This window comes from Streptomyces yangpuensis, from assembly GCF_024666385.1.
Taxonomy (GTDB): Bacteria; Actinomycetota; Actinomycetes; order Streptomycetales; family Streptomycetaceae; genus Streptomyces; species Streptomyces yangpuensis.
Genome location: NZ_CP102514.1, coordinates 5,031,430 through 5,045,426, shown reverse-complemented (window position 1 = coordinate 5,045,426; position 13,997 = coordinate 5,031,430). Strand labels below are relative to the sequence as shown.

Here is a 13,997-nt window from a genome sequence, read left to right as displayed (position 1 = left end):
CATGGCATGCGGTATGTCGTCGTTTAGGCCGGATGGGATGCCCTGGACCTGATCGACCCCGATCGGGTGACATGGGCGTCAACACGGGGTTCGCGGGTGGCACGGCGTGGCTACGGGCGAGGTTCCGGTGGTCCGCACGAGGGGTGGGGCGGGGATGCTGTGGGTTTGGGGGGTGGGGGCGGGGCACGCGGCTGCCTAAGGTGGGAGTGAGGCCGCATTGTGCCGCTGACCTGGTGCTTTGCGGGAAAGAGTGCGGATGGATGGGGCGGCACGGATGCGTGAGCTGGTGGAGACGGCGCGGCGGTGGGTGGCCGAGGGGCGGGCGGGGTATCTGGCCCGGCCCGTGACCGAGCAGGGTTTCGGGCCGCGGGATCCAGGCGGGGCCGTGCTCGTCGATGCGCGGGGGGAGTGCGTCGGCAGCCTGTACCGGGGGGTCTTCGACGCCGAGCTGGTCGCGGAAGCACTGGCCATGGCGCCCGGGGCCACCGCGCGGGTGTGCGAGGTGTCGGTCGCCGGGGACGAGGCCGTGGCGGCGAAGCTGACCTGTGGCGGGCAGGCCGAGGTGCTGCTCCAGCCGCTCGCCACGATTCCCGCCGAGTGGTGGGAGCTGCTCGGCGAGGGCGTCGGGGTGGCGCTGGTGACCCGGCTGAACGAGGCCGCCGACCAGGCGTCCAGTGAGGTCGTACGGGCCACCGCAGTGCCGGGCGACGATGCCGGGCGGCGGGCCGGCGAGCTGCTGGCCACGCGGCGGGCCGGGCGGGACGCCCTGTACGGGGAGTCGGGCCTGGTGCTGGTGGAGGCGCAGCCGTCGGCCCCGTACCTGGTCATCGGCGGCGGCGGTGAGCTGGCCGCCGTCATCGAGCGGCAGTCGCTGCTGCTGGGCTGGGAGGCCGTACGGGTCGAGGCGGCCGGGCCGGCGGCCGAGGTGATCGAAGCGCGCCGGGACGCCGCGTGCCTGGTCATGCTGAGCCACGACGAGCAGTTCGACGTGCCGACGCTGCGGGCGGCGCTGGCCGCAGGTGTGCCGTACGTCGGGGCGCTCGGGTCGCGGCGTACGACGGCCCGGCGGCGGGAGGGGCTGCTCGCGGCCGGGGTCTCCGAGGCGGAGCTGGCCCGGGTGCACGGGCCGATCGGGCTGGACCTCGGCGCCCGCACGCCGGCGGAGACCGCGCTGGCGATCTGCGCCGAGATCCTCGGAGTGCTGGGGTCGCGCAAGGCGGGTGCGCTGCGGGACGCCGACGGGCCCATCAACACCTGAGCTCCTCCTCGCGCCCCGCCGGTTCCCTTCCGCCCCCGCCGGTTCCCTTCCGACCTGCCAGTTCCCTTGTGCCCTGCCGGTTCTCTTGCACCCCGCCGCCGCGTCCGAAATGCGCGCAACCCGGGGATGTGAGGGAAAATGCTCCGTATGGACATGATCCTGAGCGTGGACCCGGTCGCCCTGGACATCGTGTGGTTCCTCGTCGTCGGCATCGTCGTCGCCGGCATGCTGCTCGGCGGCTTCAAGCTGGGCCAGCGGGTCCGTGCCAAGGAGCCGCCGCCGCCCGCCCCCGAGGAGCAGCCGCATCTGCCGAACGGCGGGGCGGTCTACGAGGTCCGCGAGGAACGCGACCAGGTGGAGATCCCCGAGGGGGGCCTGCGACCGCACGAGATGCAGGGCTACGGGAACTTCGGCTCGACGACCTCCAGCCACCCGGACGAGGTCCGTAAGGAGCGCGAGTCCGGCTACAAGCTGCCGGAAGGGCCCGGTCCGCACCCGCAGCCCGGGGCTCCCCCGGACGCGGGGCGCGGCGCGCACTCCTGAACCGACGATCCATCGGCCGAGGCGCACGACGACCCGGCCACCCTCTGGCCCGCGTCTCCCGCGCGGGTCAGAGGTCCGTCCGCAGCCGGATCACCTCCGGCGGCGGGTGCCTGGCCGAGGTGTGCCGCACCTCCGCCGTGAGCGGCGGGTCCAGGGTGCGGTACGGGACCTCGCCGAGGCCGATGGCGGTGACGGTGGCCCGGGGTTCGGCGGCCCGGGGTTCGGCGGCCCGTCCGGCGGCCCCGCGCGCGGCGGCCGCCTCCGCCACCTCCCGGCGCAGCGCCGCCGTCAGCGGGCTCGACACCAGCGGGGTCTGGTCCCCGACCGGCAGGACGAGGACCAGGGCGAGCGGCCGGCGGGGGGTGCCGGTGTAGCCGACGACCGCCGCGTCCCGGACGTCCGTGTGCCGCAGCTTCTGCCAGCCGCGCCGCCCGGCCGGGTAGGCCTGGTCCAGCCGCTTGACGACGAGGCCCTCGATACCGCTGGCGGGGAGCGTCTCGTACCAGGTGGCGGCCAGTTCCGGGTCGGTGGTCATCGGGACGGGCTGGAGCGGCGGCCCGAGGGGCAGGAGCAGGTCGACGAGGAGGGTCCGGCGGCGTTCGTACGGGCGGGCGCGCACGTCCAGCCCGGCCAGTTCCAGCACGTCGAAGGCGGCGTATGAGGCGGGCAGGCTCTGCGCGAGCACGGCGGCCCGCGCGGCGGTGGCGGCCGCCCGCCGCTGCACCAGTGCGAAGTCCGTCCGGCCCGCGTGCCAGACCACCACCTCGCCGTCGAGGACCGTTCCGGCGGGCAACTGCAGCGCTGCCGCCGCCAGATCGGGGAACGCGCTGGTCACGATCCGGCCGGAGCGGGCCTGGAGCGTCACCTCGGCTGCCGACCGCACAACGACGAGGCGGTGCCCGTCGAACTTCGGCTCGTACGCCAGTCCCGCCGCGCGCGGCAGGTCCCGTACGGCTGCGGCCAGCGCGACGCGGATCATGGCCGGGCCCTGGGGAGCGGCCGGGCCCTGGGGAGCGGGCGGCCCTGCGCGGGATCGGCCAGGGGGGCGAAGAGGTCGCCGTCGCGGACGAGCCGCGGGCCGATGTCGTCGGCGAGGAAGACCAGGTCGTCAGGGGTGCGGCAGGCCTCGACCTCCGCCCAGGTGACGGGTGCGGACACGGTGGGGCGGGCCCGCGCCCGCAGGGTGTAGGCGGCGGCGGTGGTCTTGGCGGCGGCGTTCTGGCTGTGGTCGACGAACACCTTGCCGGGGCGCAGGGCCTTGGCCATGCGGTGGACGACGAAGTCGGGGAGCTCGCGTTCGGCCTCCTGGGCGAGCTGCTTCGCGTACGCGGACACCTGCGCCGAGGGGGTCGGCTCCAGGGGCACGGCCAGGTGCAGGCCCTTGGAGCCGGAGGTCTTTGCGTAGGCGTCGAGGCCGTCGGCGGCGAGGCGCTCGCGCAGCCAGAGGGCGACGGCGCTGCACTCGACGACGGAGGCGGGCGCGCCGGGGTCGAGGTCGAGGACCATGCGGTCGGCGACGGCGGGTCGGCCGGCGGGCCACTGGTGGATGTGGAACTCGACGACGAGGTTGGCGGACCACATGAGGGTGGCCAGGTCGGCGACGACCACCTGTGCGGCGGAGGGGTCCTCGGAGCGGGGCACGGGGGTGGTCCTCACCCAGTCGGGTGCGCCGGGCGGCGGATTCTTGGTGAAGAACAGCTGGCCCTCCGGCCCGTCCGGATAGCGCAGGAAGGACACCGCCCGGTCGTGGATCTGGGCGAGCAGGGGCTCCGCGACGGTGGCGTAGTAGTGGAGGACCTCGCCCTTCGTGAAGCCGGTCTCGGGGTAGAGGACCTTGTCGAGGTTGCTGAGCGCGATGCGACGGCCCTCCACCAATGTGATCGGCGTCATACGATGAGATTGCCACGAAACGGGAGGAACCGTGCGATCCATCTGGAACGGAGCGATCTCCTTCGGCCTCGTCAGCATTCCGATCAAACTCGTGAACGCGACCGAGAGCCATTCGATCTCTTTCCGTCAGATCCACCTCGCCGACGGCGGGCGAATCCGCTACCGCAAGGTGTGCGAGCTGGATGGCGAGGAGGTGTCGGCCGCCGAGATCGGCAAGGGGTACGAGGAGGCGGACGGGTCCGTCATCCCGATCACGGACGAGGATCTGGCGCAGCTGCCGCTGGCCACGGCGAAGACGATCGAGATCATGTCGTTCGTCCCCGCCGAGGAGATCGATCCGCTGCAGATGGACGCGGCGTACTACCTGGCGGCGAACGGGGCGACGGCGGCGAAGCCGTACACGCTGCTGCGGGAGGCGCTGAAGCGCAGCCGGAAGGTCGCGATCGCCAAGTTCGCGCTGCGGGGGCGGGAGCGGCTGGGCATGCTGCGGGTGGTCGACGACGTGATCGCGATGCACGGGCTGTTGTGGCCGGACGAGATCCGGGCGCCGGAGGGGGTCGCTCCGGACGCCGAGGTGACGGTGCGGGACGCCGAGCTGGACCTGGCGGACGCGCTGATGGCGACGCTGGGCGAGGTGGAAATGGAGTCGCTGCACGACGACTACCGGGACGCGGTGGAGGCGATGATCGCGGCGAAGGCGGGTGGGGCGTTCGAGCCGGCGGAGGCCACGGTGGAGCCGGCCGGCGGGCAGGTGATCGACCTGATGGCTGCGCTGGAGAAGAGCGTGCGGGCGGCGAAGGCGTCGCGGGGCGAGGGCGGGGGCGGGGCGGAGGACGAGTCCGGCGCCGGGGCTGGGCCGGGGGCGGGGGGCGAGGTCACGCCGATGCGGCGGCGGAGCGGCGGCGGGGGTCGGAAGACGGCGGCTGCGCCGAAGGCCGTGGGCGGGAAGAAGTCGACGGCGGCCTCGGCGAAGAAGACCGCGGCGTCTGCCGGTGCCGCGTCGAAGAAGAAGACGACGACTGCCAGGTCGGGGACGGCCAAGTCGGGGTCGGGGGCGACCAAATCCGTTACGACCAAGTCGACTTCGACGGCGAGCGCGAAGAAAGCCGCTACGAAGAAGGCCGGTACGGCCGGGGGAGCGAAGAAGGCCGGTACGGCCGCGGGCGCGAAGAAGGCCGCGGCGCCGAGGAAGCGGGCCTCGGCCTGAGGCCGAAGTTCGGCGGGGGGGGTGTGGGCCTGCGGCCGCGGGCGCGAAGAAGCCGCGGCGCCGCGGAAGCGGGCCTCGGCATGAGGCCGGCGGCCCGACAGGGGGTGTGGGCCTGCCGCGCTGTTTCCCCACCCCGCCCTTCCCCCGCCCTTCCCCCGTCCTCCGTCCCCCGCCCCCGTCCCCCGGGGTTCCGCCCCGGGCCCCCGTCCCACGAACGCTGCCTGGCGGCAGCCCGGCACGCCGGAAGGGGCGCCGCCAGGTGCCGGGGTGGGGCACGAACCACCGGCCCGGCCCACCCGGGTTGTGGCGCGGCCCGAACCGCCTTGCGGTTGAGGAGAGTCAGCGGGTTCGGAGGGGGCGGCCCGCGTGGGGCCGGGGAGTTGGGGGTAGCCAGGTTCGGGTGTCGCGGGCTTGGGCGAACAGCGCTTCTACGTCCGGGGGTTTGAGGGCGGCCGGGGAGGCGACGAGGTCCGGTGTCGCCGTCGGCGGCTGGAGGATGCGGATGTCGCGGACCGTCGGCGCCGTCTCCAGACGGGAGGCGTCGACCACCGCCAGGGCCGGCGTGACCTTCGCGGCCAGCAGTGCCGTCGCGCGGGCCGCCGCGCCGCGGATCCAGCGGGGGTCCGGGCGGGGTTCCGTGCGGCCGATCGTGAGCAGCAGGTCACCGACCACCGCACGCTGACGACGCCCCGGCACCGTACGCACGCAGAAGATCCCGGCCGGGCCGATCACCAGGTGGTCGATCCTGCCGAAGCCCGGGAGCGGGACGCAGTGCAACGTGCGCCAGCCCTCCGGTTCCAGGGCGTCGAAGGCGTCGCCCATCCGCTGTTGCGCCGTCAGGTCCTGGCGCAGGCGGTGCCGGGCCCTGCTGCCCGCCGTGCCGTGTTCCAGCTCCGCCAGCAGCGCCTCGGCGGGCCGGTTGGGGGCCAGGTCCGCATCCGGCGGCATGGCCAGGCGGCGCAGGTCGGCCGCGGTGGGGACCGGGGGCGGCCCGATGGACACGGTGCCGCTCAGGTACGGGCGCAGCACCGCCAGGACCGCTTCGCGGTGGTCGTCCGCGAGGACGCTGATCCGGTTGGCCTGGCGGTCGTACCACGCGACCGCCTGCCCGTCGGGCAGGTTGACGTACAGTCGGCCGCGGCCGGGCCGGCCGCTGGGCAGTACCTTGAGTCCGCGCATGCACCCTCACCCCCGCCGTCCATGGGAGCAGCCGGGGCGCCGCACGGCAATCCCTCGGTTGTGTAACGACTCCGACGGAACCTTGCGACTTCGCTGTTACACGAACGGGGTGTCGCCGCAACGGCCGCCGCCTAGGTTGGTCGCACCTGGCGACGCCAGGTCCCGTTCCGGCCGGCACCCCAGTGCCCCCGGTCCCCCACCCCGCATCGAAGGATTTTCCGTGAGCACCGTCCGCCGCCGCACTCTCGTTCGCGCCGCAGCCGTGACCGCCTGTGCCGGCAGCCTCCTGGCGCTGCCCACCGCCGCCGCTCTGGCCGAAGGGGTGCCGGCGGCCTCGTCCGCGCACTCGGCGGCCACGCAGCGGACGCTGGTCAAGAGTCTCGCGCTGGCGGACGGCGTTTCCACGGCGAAGGTCTACCGGACCGCCAAGGGCGGCTACCAGGCCGACATCCTGGCCGCCGACGGCGCCAGGGCCACCACCCTGACCAGCCATGACGGGGTCACCGACTTCGGCGGCTCCGGCGATCTGCACGCCGCGCTGGACCCCGCGGGGCGGCTGACGTCCTGGGTGGGCGGCGCCTCAGCGCAGGCCGGCGGCCACTCCGTCGCGGGCGACGGACACAAGACCGGCACCCGCGACGGGCAGATCGTCCCGGTCTCGGCCGAGCAGCGGGCCGCCGTCGGCGACACGCGCGTACTGGAGGCCGCGTCCGCCGAGGGCCGGCGGCTGAGTACGCTGGCCGACGGGCCGGGCGACGGCATGCTGCTGCTCGCCGCGGGCGGCGGCATCGCGGCCGTGGGTGCGGCCGGGCTCGGCTTCGCCATGCTGCGCCGGGGACGCACGGACGGCTGACCGTCCTACGCAGGCAGGACGGCCCGCACGGACGGGCGGCCCTCCCACCCGCGCCCCGGCCGCCAGGGGCCCATCGACATGGGCAAATGGGGCGCACCTCCGCATATGGTGGATGTGATCGACCATCTTTCGTAACGCGGGCAGAAGGGCACGGGGGCTGTGAGCAGGGGGGCTGTGGGCAAGGGTGCTGCCGGCAAGGGGGCCGGGCGCAGAACGGCCGTGAGCAGAGGCGACGCCCACACGGGGGGCGTACAGGGGTTCGATTCGGGCGGCTCCGCGGGCCGCCGCTCCCCCGTTCCCGGTCGCGCTACCGCTACCGCTACCAATCATGGTCCCGGTTCCGGTTCCGGTTCCGGTTCCGTACGCCGCCCCGTCCTCGCCACGTGGCTGGCGCTCGCGGCGCTTCCGCTGCTTGCGGGCTGCGGAGACACCGGCGGGCTGGTGGGCGCCGGGGCGACCGCGACCGCGAGCGGGCCCGTACACCTGTGGCCCGACCGCGTGGGGGCGACCGTACCGCCGGCCGATCCGGCCGGGGCTCCGCCCGAGTACGTGAAGGGGATTCCGCCCGTCCATGACGAGGACGTGCACGCGGTCGATCCGGTGGCCCTCGTCCAGGCGGAGCTGCGGGTGCATCCGAGGACCAGGGCCGGGGCCGACGGGATACCGGCGGAGACCGCGGCGGCGATCAACGCGTGCAAGAAGGAGAGCGCGGAGCCCGCGTCCTGCCCGGTGCTGGCGCCCTACTACCGGGACCTCACGGGCAACGGCAAGGACGAGCTGATCGTCGGCATCGAGTTCCCGGACAAGATGATGTCCGTACGGGTCTACACGGCGGACGGCGACGGACGGCTCAACCGGATCATGGCGACCACGCAGACCGTGGTCTCGGTGGAACTGGCCGGGCGGGACGTGGTCCTGCGGGTGCCCAGCGGGAACCGCGGCTACGAACTGATCACCGCCTGGTCCTGGGAGGAGAAGCAGCGGACGATGCTGCCGACGCGCGAGCAGATCGTACGGGTGCCGGCGAACCCGCGGGGTCCGGAGGACCGCGGGCCCGGTACGGGGCCCGGCGGCGGGGGCGGGTCCGGCGGCGGGACCGGGCCGGGATCCGGAACCGGCTCGGGCCGCGGCGTGGGACCCGGGACCGGTCCGGGTTCCGGACCCGGGCCGGGGCCCGGTCCCGGCGTTGCGCCGGACCGGCCGTGACCGTGGGAGAGGAGCACGCGCGGGCCGAGCGGCAGCAGCAGGTGCCGCGTCTGCGTCTGCGTCGGTGGCCGCGACTGCGGCGGCCCCTGCTGCGCGTACGGCCGCGGCTGCCCGCCTGGACGGCCACACTGACCTGGAAGTCGGCGTGTTTCATCGTGGTGATGTGCTGCTCGCTGGCAGCCGTGCTCGGCGCGCTCGTGCACGTGGAGGTGACCCGTCAGACGGTGGCCACGGCGCGGGAGAAGGCGCTGGGCAAACTGAGCGACGTCACGGACGCGTACGAGGCGGGCGAGCCCCTGCCGCCCGGTTCCGGCCTGGACCCCGTGGGGCTGCCGCCGGAGCTGCGGGCGCTCGCGGCCGGCGGACAGCGGGGAACGGTCGTGGCGGAGCACCGCGGCCGCCCGACGATGTGGGCGGCCGGTCCGGCGGACGGCAGGGCGCTGGCGACCGTCGTCGACTACGGGCAGAGCGCCCGCACCATCAGCGGCCTGGACAACGCGATCATCGGGTCGTCCGTGCTGGCGATCGGCGGGACGCTGCTCGTGGGCGCCTTCGCGGTGACGCGGGTGACACGACGGCTGCACCAGACGGCGACCGTGGCCCGGCGGATCACGCAGGGCGACCTCGACGCGCGGGTGGACGACCCGCGGACGAAGGACCCTTCGCGCCCCCAGGACGAGGTGGCGACCGTGGCCGGGGCGCTGGACACGATGGCGGGGAGCCTTCAGTCGAAGCTGGAGAGCGAGCGGCGGTTCACGGCGGACGTGGCCCATGAGCTGCGCACGCCGCTGACGGGGCTGCAGGCGGCGTCGGAGCTGCTGCCGGAGGGACGGCCTACGGAGCTGGTGCGCGAACGGGTACGGACGATGCGGCAGCTGACGGAGGACCTGCTGGAGATCTCCCGGCTGGACTCGGGCAGCGAGGCTGTGGAGACGGATCTGCACCAGCTGGGGCGGCTGGCCCGGCGGGTGGTGCGGGCCTCCGGGACGGACACGGAGGTGGTCGTCCGGCGGGACGCCCACGTGGAGACGGACCGGCGCAGGCTGGAGCGGGTCCTGGGGAACCTGGTGGCCAACGCCCATCAGCACGGCCGGTCGCCGGTGGTCCTGACGGTGGAAGGGCCGGTGGTGACCGTACGGGACCACGGGGACGGCTTCCCCGACTACCTGCTGGCGCACGGCCCGCAGCGCTTCCGCAGCGGGGGCAAGGGGCACGGGCTGGGTCTGACCATCGCCGTGGGCCAGGCGGATGCGATCGGCGCGACGCTGCGCTTCCGCACCGCGGAGGGCGGCGGCGGCCTGGCCACCCTCACCCTCCCGGGCTCGTAACTCCCTGCCCTGCCCTGCCCTGGCCGGGCAGGCCAGGGCAGGGCAGGGGCCGGTACCGACGTGCGCCGGGCCGCCCCACCCCGCCCCGCCCCGCCCCGGGTGAAACCCGGGCGCCCAGCGCCGACGGCGTGGCTTCTCGGTCGGCTCCCGGCCGGTGCGGGGCCGGCGCCAACAGGAGCTCGGGGCCCGGCGGGTGAGCTGGCGGGTGCGGGCGCGGCCCGTGCCCGACGCCCGGCCGCAGGCGGGGTGCGGTCCCGGGCCGGAAGGGCCGGTGTCGAGGCCCTCCGGGGTCCAGAGACCCGGCGGTAGGCGGGGCGCGAACCGTCGGCAACCGGGCCTCGGGCCGGCCGCAGGCACGGGGCACGGTCCTTCACCGTGAACCAGGCCGGACCCGGGCGCCCCATGCCGGAGGCGTGGCTTCTCGGCCTGCTCCCGGCCGCAGGTGCCGCAGGTGCCGCAGGTGCCGCAGGCACGGATGCGGTCCCGGATCGCCGAGCGAGGTGCCGGCGTCGCGCCGGGGCCGGACCCCGGCCGGCCAAGGCGCAGACCGGGCCGGTGCCTGGCTTGCCCGGGCGCCGGGCGCGGACGGGGCTCCCTGGTCGGGGTCCGGTCGGGCCCTGGGTAACCGGGCGCTGCCTGGCGGGAGCTGCGCCGCAGGGGTGGGTCGGTCAGGGCTGGGGGCGGGGGGCCTTGGTCCAGGGCCAGCGGGGGCGGGGCTTGGTGCCCGAGGGACGGAACGCGTACTTCCAGCCCTTCTGCAGGCCCAGCCGCTTCGAGTAGCCCGACGGGACACGTTCGTACAGCAGCACCGTCGGCGGGCCGTCCGGCGTCGGGACGGGGATCTCGTACCACTTCGGCGGATGTCCGGTCGGGCCGAGCAGGATCGGGAGGACCCGGCCGTCCATCGGGCCGCCCTCGAACGGAGTCGGTTGGCTTCTCACCCCACCAGTGTCACAGCAGGTGGGCGGCCTCGGAGACCACCGGCATGACGCGCCGGGCCAGGTTCCCGACCGGGCCGTCCGCCGATTCGATGGCCAGGGCGGCCCGGGCGGCAGCCGCGGTCTCCGGATCCGTGGCGGCGGTGGCCGTCAGCAGGGCGATGAACTGGTCGAGCAGCCAGTCCCGGAGGGTGTCGACCTCGGGCTGCTTGCCCTCGTCGATCCATATGAGGGAGGCCGCCTCGACCGCCGTGATCCATGTGCGGACCATCATGCGCAGCCGGGGGCCGGGCGCCGGTACGCCGAGGTGGAGGAGGATCTGGTCGGCCGCGGCCCGGCGGATGCCGTCGACGGTCGCCGTCGTACGCGAGGTCTCGACGACGCTGCCGCCCTGGAGGAGGGCCGCGAAGCCGGTGTCGTGCTCGTCGACGAACGCGAGGTAGCGGTCCAGGGCCCGGGACAGCCGCCGGGTCAGGGGGCCCTGCTGGGGTTCGGCGAAGCAGAGTTCGAGGAGGTCGGCCGCCGAGCGCAGGGCCGCCTCGTAGAGCTGCTGCTTGCCGCCGGGGAAGTAGCGGTAGACGAGCGGGCGCGAGACTCCGGCGGCCTCCGCGACGTCGTCGAGCGAGACCTCCTCCGGAGCCCGGTGCGCGAACAGCGTGAGGGCGGCGTCGAGGAGTTGGGCCCGCCGCTCCTCGACGCTCAGCCTGCGGTACGCGCGTACGGTCATGACCGCAGGGTAGCCCGGGAGCCACCGCTCGCGACCGGCGTCCGCGAAGTCCCGGCCCGATCCGGACCGATGGACGGCCGGACGGCTGGGCAGGCGGCCGGGCGGCCGGACTCATGGGCGGGCGGCCGGGCGGCCGGGCGGATGCCGCAACGTCCCGGCTGTCCGGTGCTGCGCCTCTCCGGCCTTGCGTCCGGGCCTGTGTCCGGACCCGCGTGCGTCCGCCCGTCCCCGCGTCCGGTGCTCCGTCCGCACCTGCGCGGGTGCCTCCGCGCGCCCGTCCCGGCACCGGGCCTCGGCCCGTCCGCCCTTGCGCGCGGGCCCCGGCCGGACCCCTGTCCGCCCTGCGTCCGGCCTCGGCCGCCGCTCCCCCGGCCCGGGCCGTAAGCCAGGAGCCCGACACCTGTCCTGCGCCATGAGCCCGGCCCGCGCCCTACGCCCAGGAGCCCGGCCCGTGCCGTACGGCAGGAGATCGGACCCTGCCCAACGCAAGGAAGCCGGACCCCGCCCTACGCCAGGAGGCCCGAGCTCTGCCAGAGCCTGCGGCCGACTCCGCGCAGGACGCCGATGTCGTCGAGGAAGTCGGTGAGCCGCTTGGCGCCGGTCTGCATGACCTCGCGGCGGTGGCCGCTGGCCCGGACCTGGGCGACCGCCTCGCGGCGGTCCAGCCCGATGTTGTCGTAGACGGCCGGGTTCACGAAGGCGAGGGAGAAGACGCGGGCGGCCTCGCCGCAGCTGATCCGGGTGAGCTCCTGCTCCCAGCGCGGGGCCGTCAGCATCTGGCGGCGCAGTTCCTCGCGGGCGTACCGGACGTGCCGGGCCTCCTCGATCACGTGGATCCGGGTGACGCCGCGGACCAGCGGCTGGATGCGCTCGTCCGGGAAGGTCAGGCGCTGCATCCAGTCGAGGATCTCCTCGCCGAGCAGGGTGCAGGCGAAGGAGCCGGGGGTGGTGGAGACGGTCTTCAGGATCCGCGCGAGGTTGTGGTTGAGCCGGGAGACCGGGTACTCGGGGCTGCCGCTCTTCTGGATCATGCGGGCGAACATCATCGAGTGCCGGCATTCGTCGGCGATCTCGGTGAGGGCGTACCGCACGTGCTTGCTGGTCAGCGACTTGTCGTAAATGTGCCGGACCATCAGCTGCATGAGGATGATCTCGAACCAGATGCCGAGCGAGCCGAGCGCCGCCGCCTCGTGGCGGGAGAGGTCGATGCGCTGCTCCTCGCCCATCTTCTTCCAGAGCGGGGTGTCGTAGAGGGAGAGCAGCTCGGGCGGCCAGTAGTACTTCCCCTCGACCATGGGGGCGTCCCAGTCGAGTTCCTTGTCGGGGTCGAAGGAGTGCTTGGCGGAGGATTCCAGCAGGCGCTCGGCTATCTGCTCCCGGTCCTTGAGGAGGCCGAGGGCGTCCCTGAGCGCGGCTCGTTCGGTCACGGTCGTCATGGCTTCGGACACCTCGTCGTCGAGTTACCGGCGGTCACTGCTTATGAGACTGCCTGTCAGCAAGGTCGTCAATCCCCCGCGCACGACTTGTTGACCCCGCGTCTACCAACGTGTGACTCTGCCAACTGTCCGGTCCTGCACGGCAGTACGCGAGACGAGGGGGCGTCAGTGTCGACGCACGAGCTCTACACCGAGGACCCGGGCGAGGCCGTCTGGCACATCCCCGCCTCCGGCTCCGCCCGCTTCAGCTGGGAGTACGACGACGGCCGCGAACGGCTCCTCGCCCTGTACCAGAAGGGCAAGGACAAGCAGTGGGACGGCGCCAAGCGCATCGACTGGGACATCGAGGTGGACCCCTACGATCCGCTGGGGACCCCCGACGAGGCCCTGCCGCTGTACGGGACCCGGCACTGGGCCAAGCTGACCGCGAAGGACAGGGGTGAGCTGCGCCGGCACTACACCGCCTGGAACTTCAGCCAGTTCCTCCACGGCGAGCAGGGTGCGATGGTGTGCGCGGCGCGCATCGTGGAGTCCGTCCCGGACCTCGACGCGAAGTTCTACTCGGCCACGCAGACCATGGACGAGGCCCGGCACGCGGAGATCTTCGGGCGTTTCCTGCACGAGAAGGTCGGGATGCTGTACCCGGTCAACGACAGCCTCCAGGGGCTGCTGGGCGACACCCTGCGCGACTCCCGGTGGGACATGCCGTACCTGGGCATGCAGGTGCTCATCGAGGGGCTGGCCCTGGCCTCCTTCGGCCTCATCCGGGACACGACCACCGAACCGCTGCCCAAGCAGCTCCTGGCGTACGTCATGCAGGACGAGGCCCGGCACGTGGCCTTCGGGCGGATGGCGCTGCGCGACTACTACCGGCAGCTGACGGACGCCGAGCTGCGCGAGCGCGAGGAGTTCGTGATCGAGGGCTGCTACCTGATGCGGGACCGGCTGCTCGGGGTGGAGGTGCTGGAGAACTTCGGCATCCCGGCGAAGGAGGCGGAGGAGCTCAGCGAGCAGTCCGAGTTCCTGCACCTGTTCCGCAAGCTGCTGTTCAGCCGGATCGTGCCGTGCGTGAAGGACATCGGGCTGTGGGGCGAGCGGCTCCAGAGGGCGTACGTGGACCTGGGCGTCTTCCACATGGGCGACTCGAACCTGGACCTGCTGATGAGCCAGGACGAGGAGATCGCCGAGGCCCTCGACCGCGAGCGCTTCGCGGCCGAGGAGTCGGCGCGGGTGGCGGAGGTCGAGGCCGCCATCGCCGAAGGGCGGGGCCCGACGGAAACGTGACGGCGGTGACCGGGGACAGGTGACCCGCGACGGGTGACGGGTGACGGGTGATGGGTGGCGGGTGATGGGTGGCGGGTGATGGGTGGCGGGTGATGGGTGGCGGGTGACCGCGGCCCGCAGCTGACTGCCGGCGGCTGACGTCCGGCGG

General features: G+C 74.0%; 13 protein-coding genes. 7 read left to right on the top strand and 6 right to left on the bottom strand.

Features of this window, described 5'->3' with window-relative positions:
• The first annotated feature begins 274 nt into the window (after positions 1-274).
• Together NRK68_RS23290 and NRK68_RS23285 are read left to right on the top strand one after the other, a co-directional pair.
• Positions 275-1,258 carry an XdhC family protein gene (locus tag NRK68_RS23290; protein WP_257856616.1) on the top strand — a complete coding sequence of 328 codons (984 nt, stop codon included), beginning with the start codon at positions 275-277 and terminating at the stop codon, positions 1,256-1,258.
• A 147-nt stretch (positions 1,259-1,405) separates the two neighbouring features.
• A complete protein-coding gene (locus NRK68_RS23285; RefSeq protein ID WP_257856615.1) occupies positions 1,406-1,801 on the top strand; it encodes a DUF6479 family protein in 396 nt (131 codons plus the stop codon).
• 67 nt (positions 1,802-1,868) lie between these two features.
• Here the strand turns inward: NRK68_RS23285 and NRK68_RS23280 are convergent, their stop codons facing one another.
• Together NRK68_RS23280 and ligD are read right to left on the bottom strand one after the other, a co-directional pair.
• Positions 1,869-2,780: an ATP-dependent DNA ligase gene (locus tag NRK68_RS23280; RefSeq protein WP_257856614.1), complete on the bottom strand. Its 912-nt coding sequence runs from the start codon at positions 2,778-2,780 to the stop codon at positions 1,869-1,871.
• Positions 2,777-3,691 (bottom strand): non-homologous end-joining DNA ligase, encoded by a 915-nt coding sequence (ligD, locus tag NRK68_RS23275; RefSeq protein ID WP_257856613.1) that lies wholly within the window; start codon positions 3,689-3,691, stop codon positions 2,777-2,779. The genes NRK68_RS23280 and ligD overlap by 4 nt, the downstream gene beginning before the upstream one ends.
• Before the next feature lie 31 nt (positions 3,692-3,722).
• On the opposite strand from ligD, the gene ku reads away from it, so the two are divergent.
• Positions 3,723-4,898, top strand: a complete 1,176-nt coding sequence (ku, locus tag NRK68_RS23270) for a non-homologous end joining protein Ku (protein ID WP_257856612.1) — start codon at positions 3,723-3,725, stop codon at positions 4,896-4,898.
• 339 nt (positions 4,899-5,237) lie between these two features.
• Here ku and NRK68_RS23265 read toward each other — a convergent pair whose 3' ends face one another.
• Positions 5,238-6,077 (bottom strand): nuclease-related domain-containing protein, encoded by an 840-nt coding sequence (locus tag NRK68_RS23265; protein WP_257856611.1) that lies wholly within the window; start codon positions 6,075-6,077, stop codon positions 5,238-5,240.
• A 220-nt stretch (positions 6,078-6,297) separates the two neighbouring features.
• On the opposite strand from NRK68_RS23265, the gene NRK68_RS23260 reads away from it, so the two are divergent.
• The 3 genes from NRK68_RS23260 to NRK68_RS23250 all read left to right on the top strand — a co-directional run bounded on the left by NRK68_RS23260 (position 6,298) and on the right by NRK68_RS23250 (position 9,464).
• On the top strand, positions 6,298-6,930 hold the full coding sequence (locus NRK68_RS23260) for a hypothetical protein (protein ID WP_183067329.1): 633 nt from the start codon (positions 6,298-6,300) through the stop codon (positions 6,928-6,930).
• Between the two features lie 498 nt (positions 6,931-7,428).
• The gene (locus tag NRK68_RS23255) at positions 7,429-8,136 is read left to right on the top strand and encodes a hypothetical protein (RefSeq protein WP_183067328.1); all 708 of its coding nucleotides are present in this window, start codon (positions 7,429-7,431) and stop codon (positions 8,134-8,136) included.
• An 89-nt stretch (positions 8,137-8,225) separates the two neighbouring features.
• Positions 8,226-9,464 (top strand): histidine kinase dimerization/phospho-acceptor domain-containing protein, encoded by a 1,239-nt coding sequence (locus tag NRK68_RS23250; protein ID WP_183067456.1) that lies wholly within the window; start codon positions 8,226-8,228, stop codon positions 9,462-9,464.
• A gap of 668 nt (positions 9,465-10,132) precedes the next feature.
• Here NRK68_RS23250 and NRK68_RS23245 read toward each other — a convergent pair.
• The 3 genes from NRK68_RS23245 to NRK68_RS23235 form a co-directional block, all read right to left on the bottom strand.
• Positions 10,133-10,405 carry a DUF8847 domain-containing protein gene (locus NRK68_RS23245; protein WP_183067327.1) on the bottom strand — a complete coding sequence of 91 codons (273 nt, stop codon included), beginning with the start codon at positions 10,403-10,405 and terminating at the stop codon, positions 10,133-10,135.
• Between the two features lie 10 nt (positions 10,406-10,415).
• Positions 10,416-11,129 carry a TetR/AcrR family transcriptional regulator gene (locus tag NRK68_RS23240; protein ID WP_183067326.1) on the bottom strand — a complete coding sequence of 238 codons (714 nt, stop codon included), beginning with the start codon at positions 11,127-11,129 and terminating at the stop codon, positions 10,416-10,418.
• A 506-nt stretch (positions 11,130-11,635) separates the two neighbouring features.
• Positions 11,636-12,565, bottom strand: a complete 930-nt coding sequence (locus NRK68_RS23235) for an AurF N-oxygenase family protein (RefSeq protein ID WP_046776145.1) — start codon at positions 12,563-12,565, stop codon at positions 11,636-11,638.
• A gap of 168 nt (positions 12,566-12,733) precedes the next feature.
• Here NRK68_RS23235 and NRK68_RS23230 point away from each other — a divergent pair, with 168 nt between their 5' ends.
• A complete protein-coding gene (locus NRK68_RS23230) occupies positions 12,734-13,849 on the top strand; it encodes a ferritin-like domain-containing protein (RefSeq protein WP_183067324.1) in 1,116 nt (371 codons plus the stop codon).
• Positions 13,850-13,997 lie beyond the last annotated feature (148 nt).

Excerpts from the sequence above, each read along its gene's own strand:
- NRK68_RS23290 (WP_257856616.1), top strand. The coding sequence starts at position 275 with ATGCGTGAGCTGGTGGAGACGGCGCGGCGGTGGGTGGCCGAGGGGCGG.
- NRK68_RS23280 (WP_257856614.1), bottom strand. The coding sequence starts at position 2,780 with ATGATCCGCGTCGCGCTGGCCGCAGCCGTACGGGACCTGCCGCGCGCG.
- NRK68_RS23265 (WP_257856611.1), bottom strand. The coding sequence starts at position 6,077 with ATGCGCGGACTCAAGGTACTGCCCAGCGGCCGGCCCGGCCGCGGCCGA.
- ligD (WP_257856613.1), bottom strand. The coding sequence starts at position 3,691 with ATGACGCCGATCACATTGGTGGAGGGCCGTCGCATCGCGCTCAGCAAC.
- NRK68_RS23240 (WP_183067326.1), bottom strand. The coding sequence starts at position 11,129 with ATGACCGTACGCGCGTACCGCAGGCTGAGCGTCGAGGAGCGGCGGGCC.
- NRK68_RS23235 (WP_046776145.1), bottom strand. The coding sequence starts at position 12,565 with ATGACGACCGTGACCGAACGAGCCGCGCTCAGGGACGCCCTCGGCCTC.
- NRK68_RS23285 (WP_257856615.1), top strand. The coding sequence starts at position 1,406 with ATGGACATGATCCTGAGCGTGGACCCGGTCGCCCTGGACATCGTGTGG.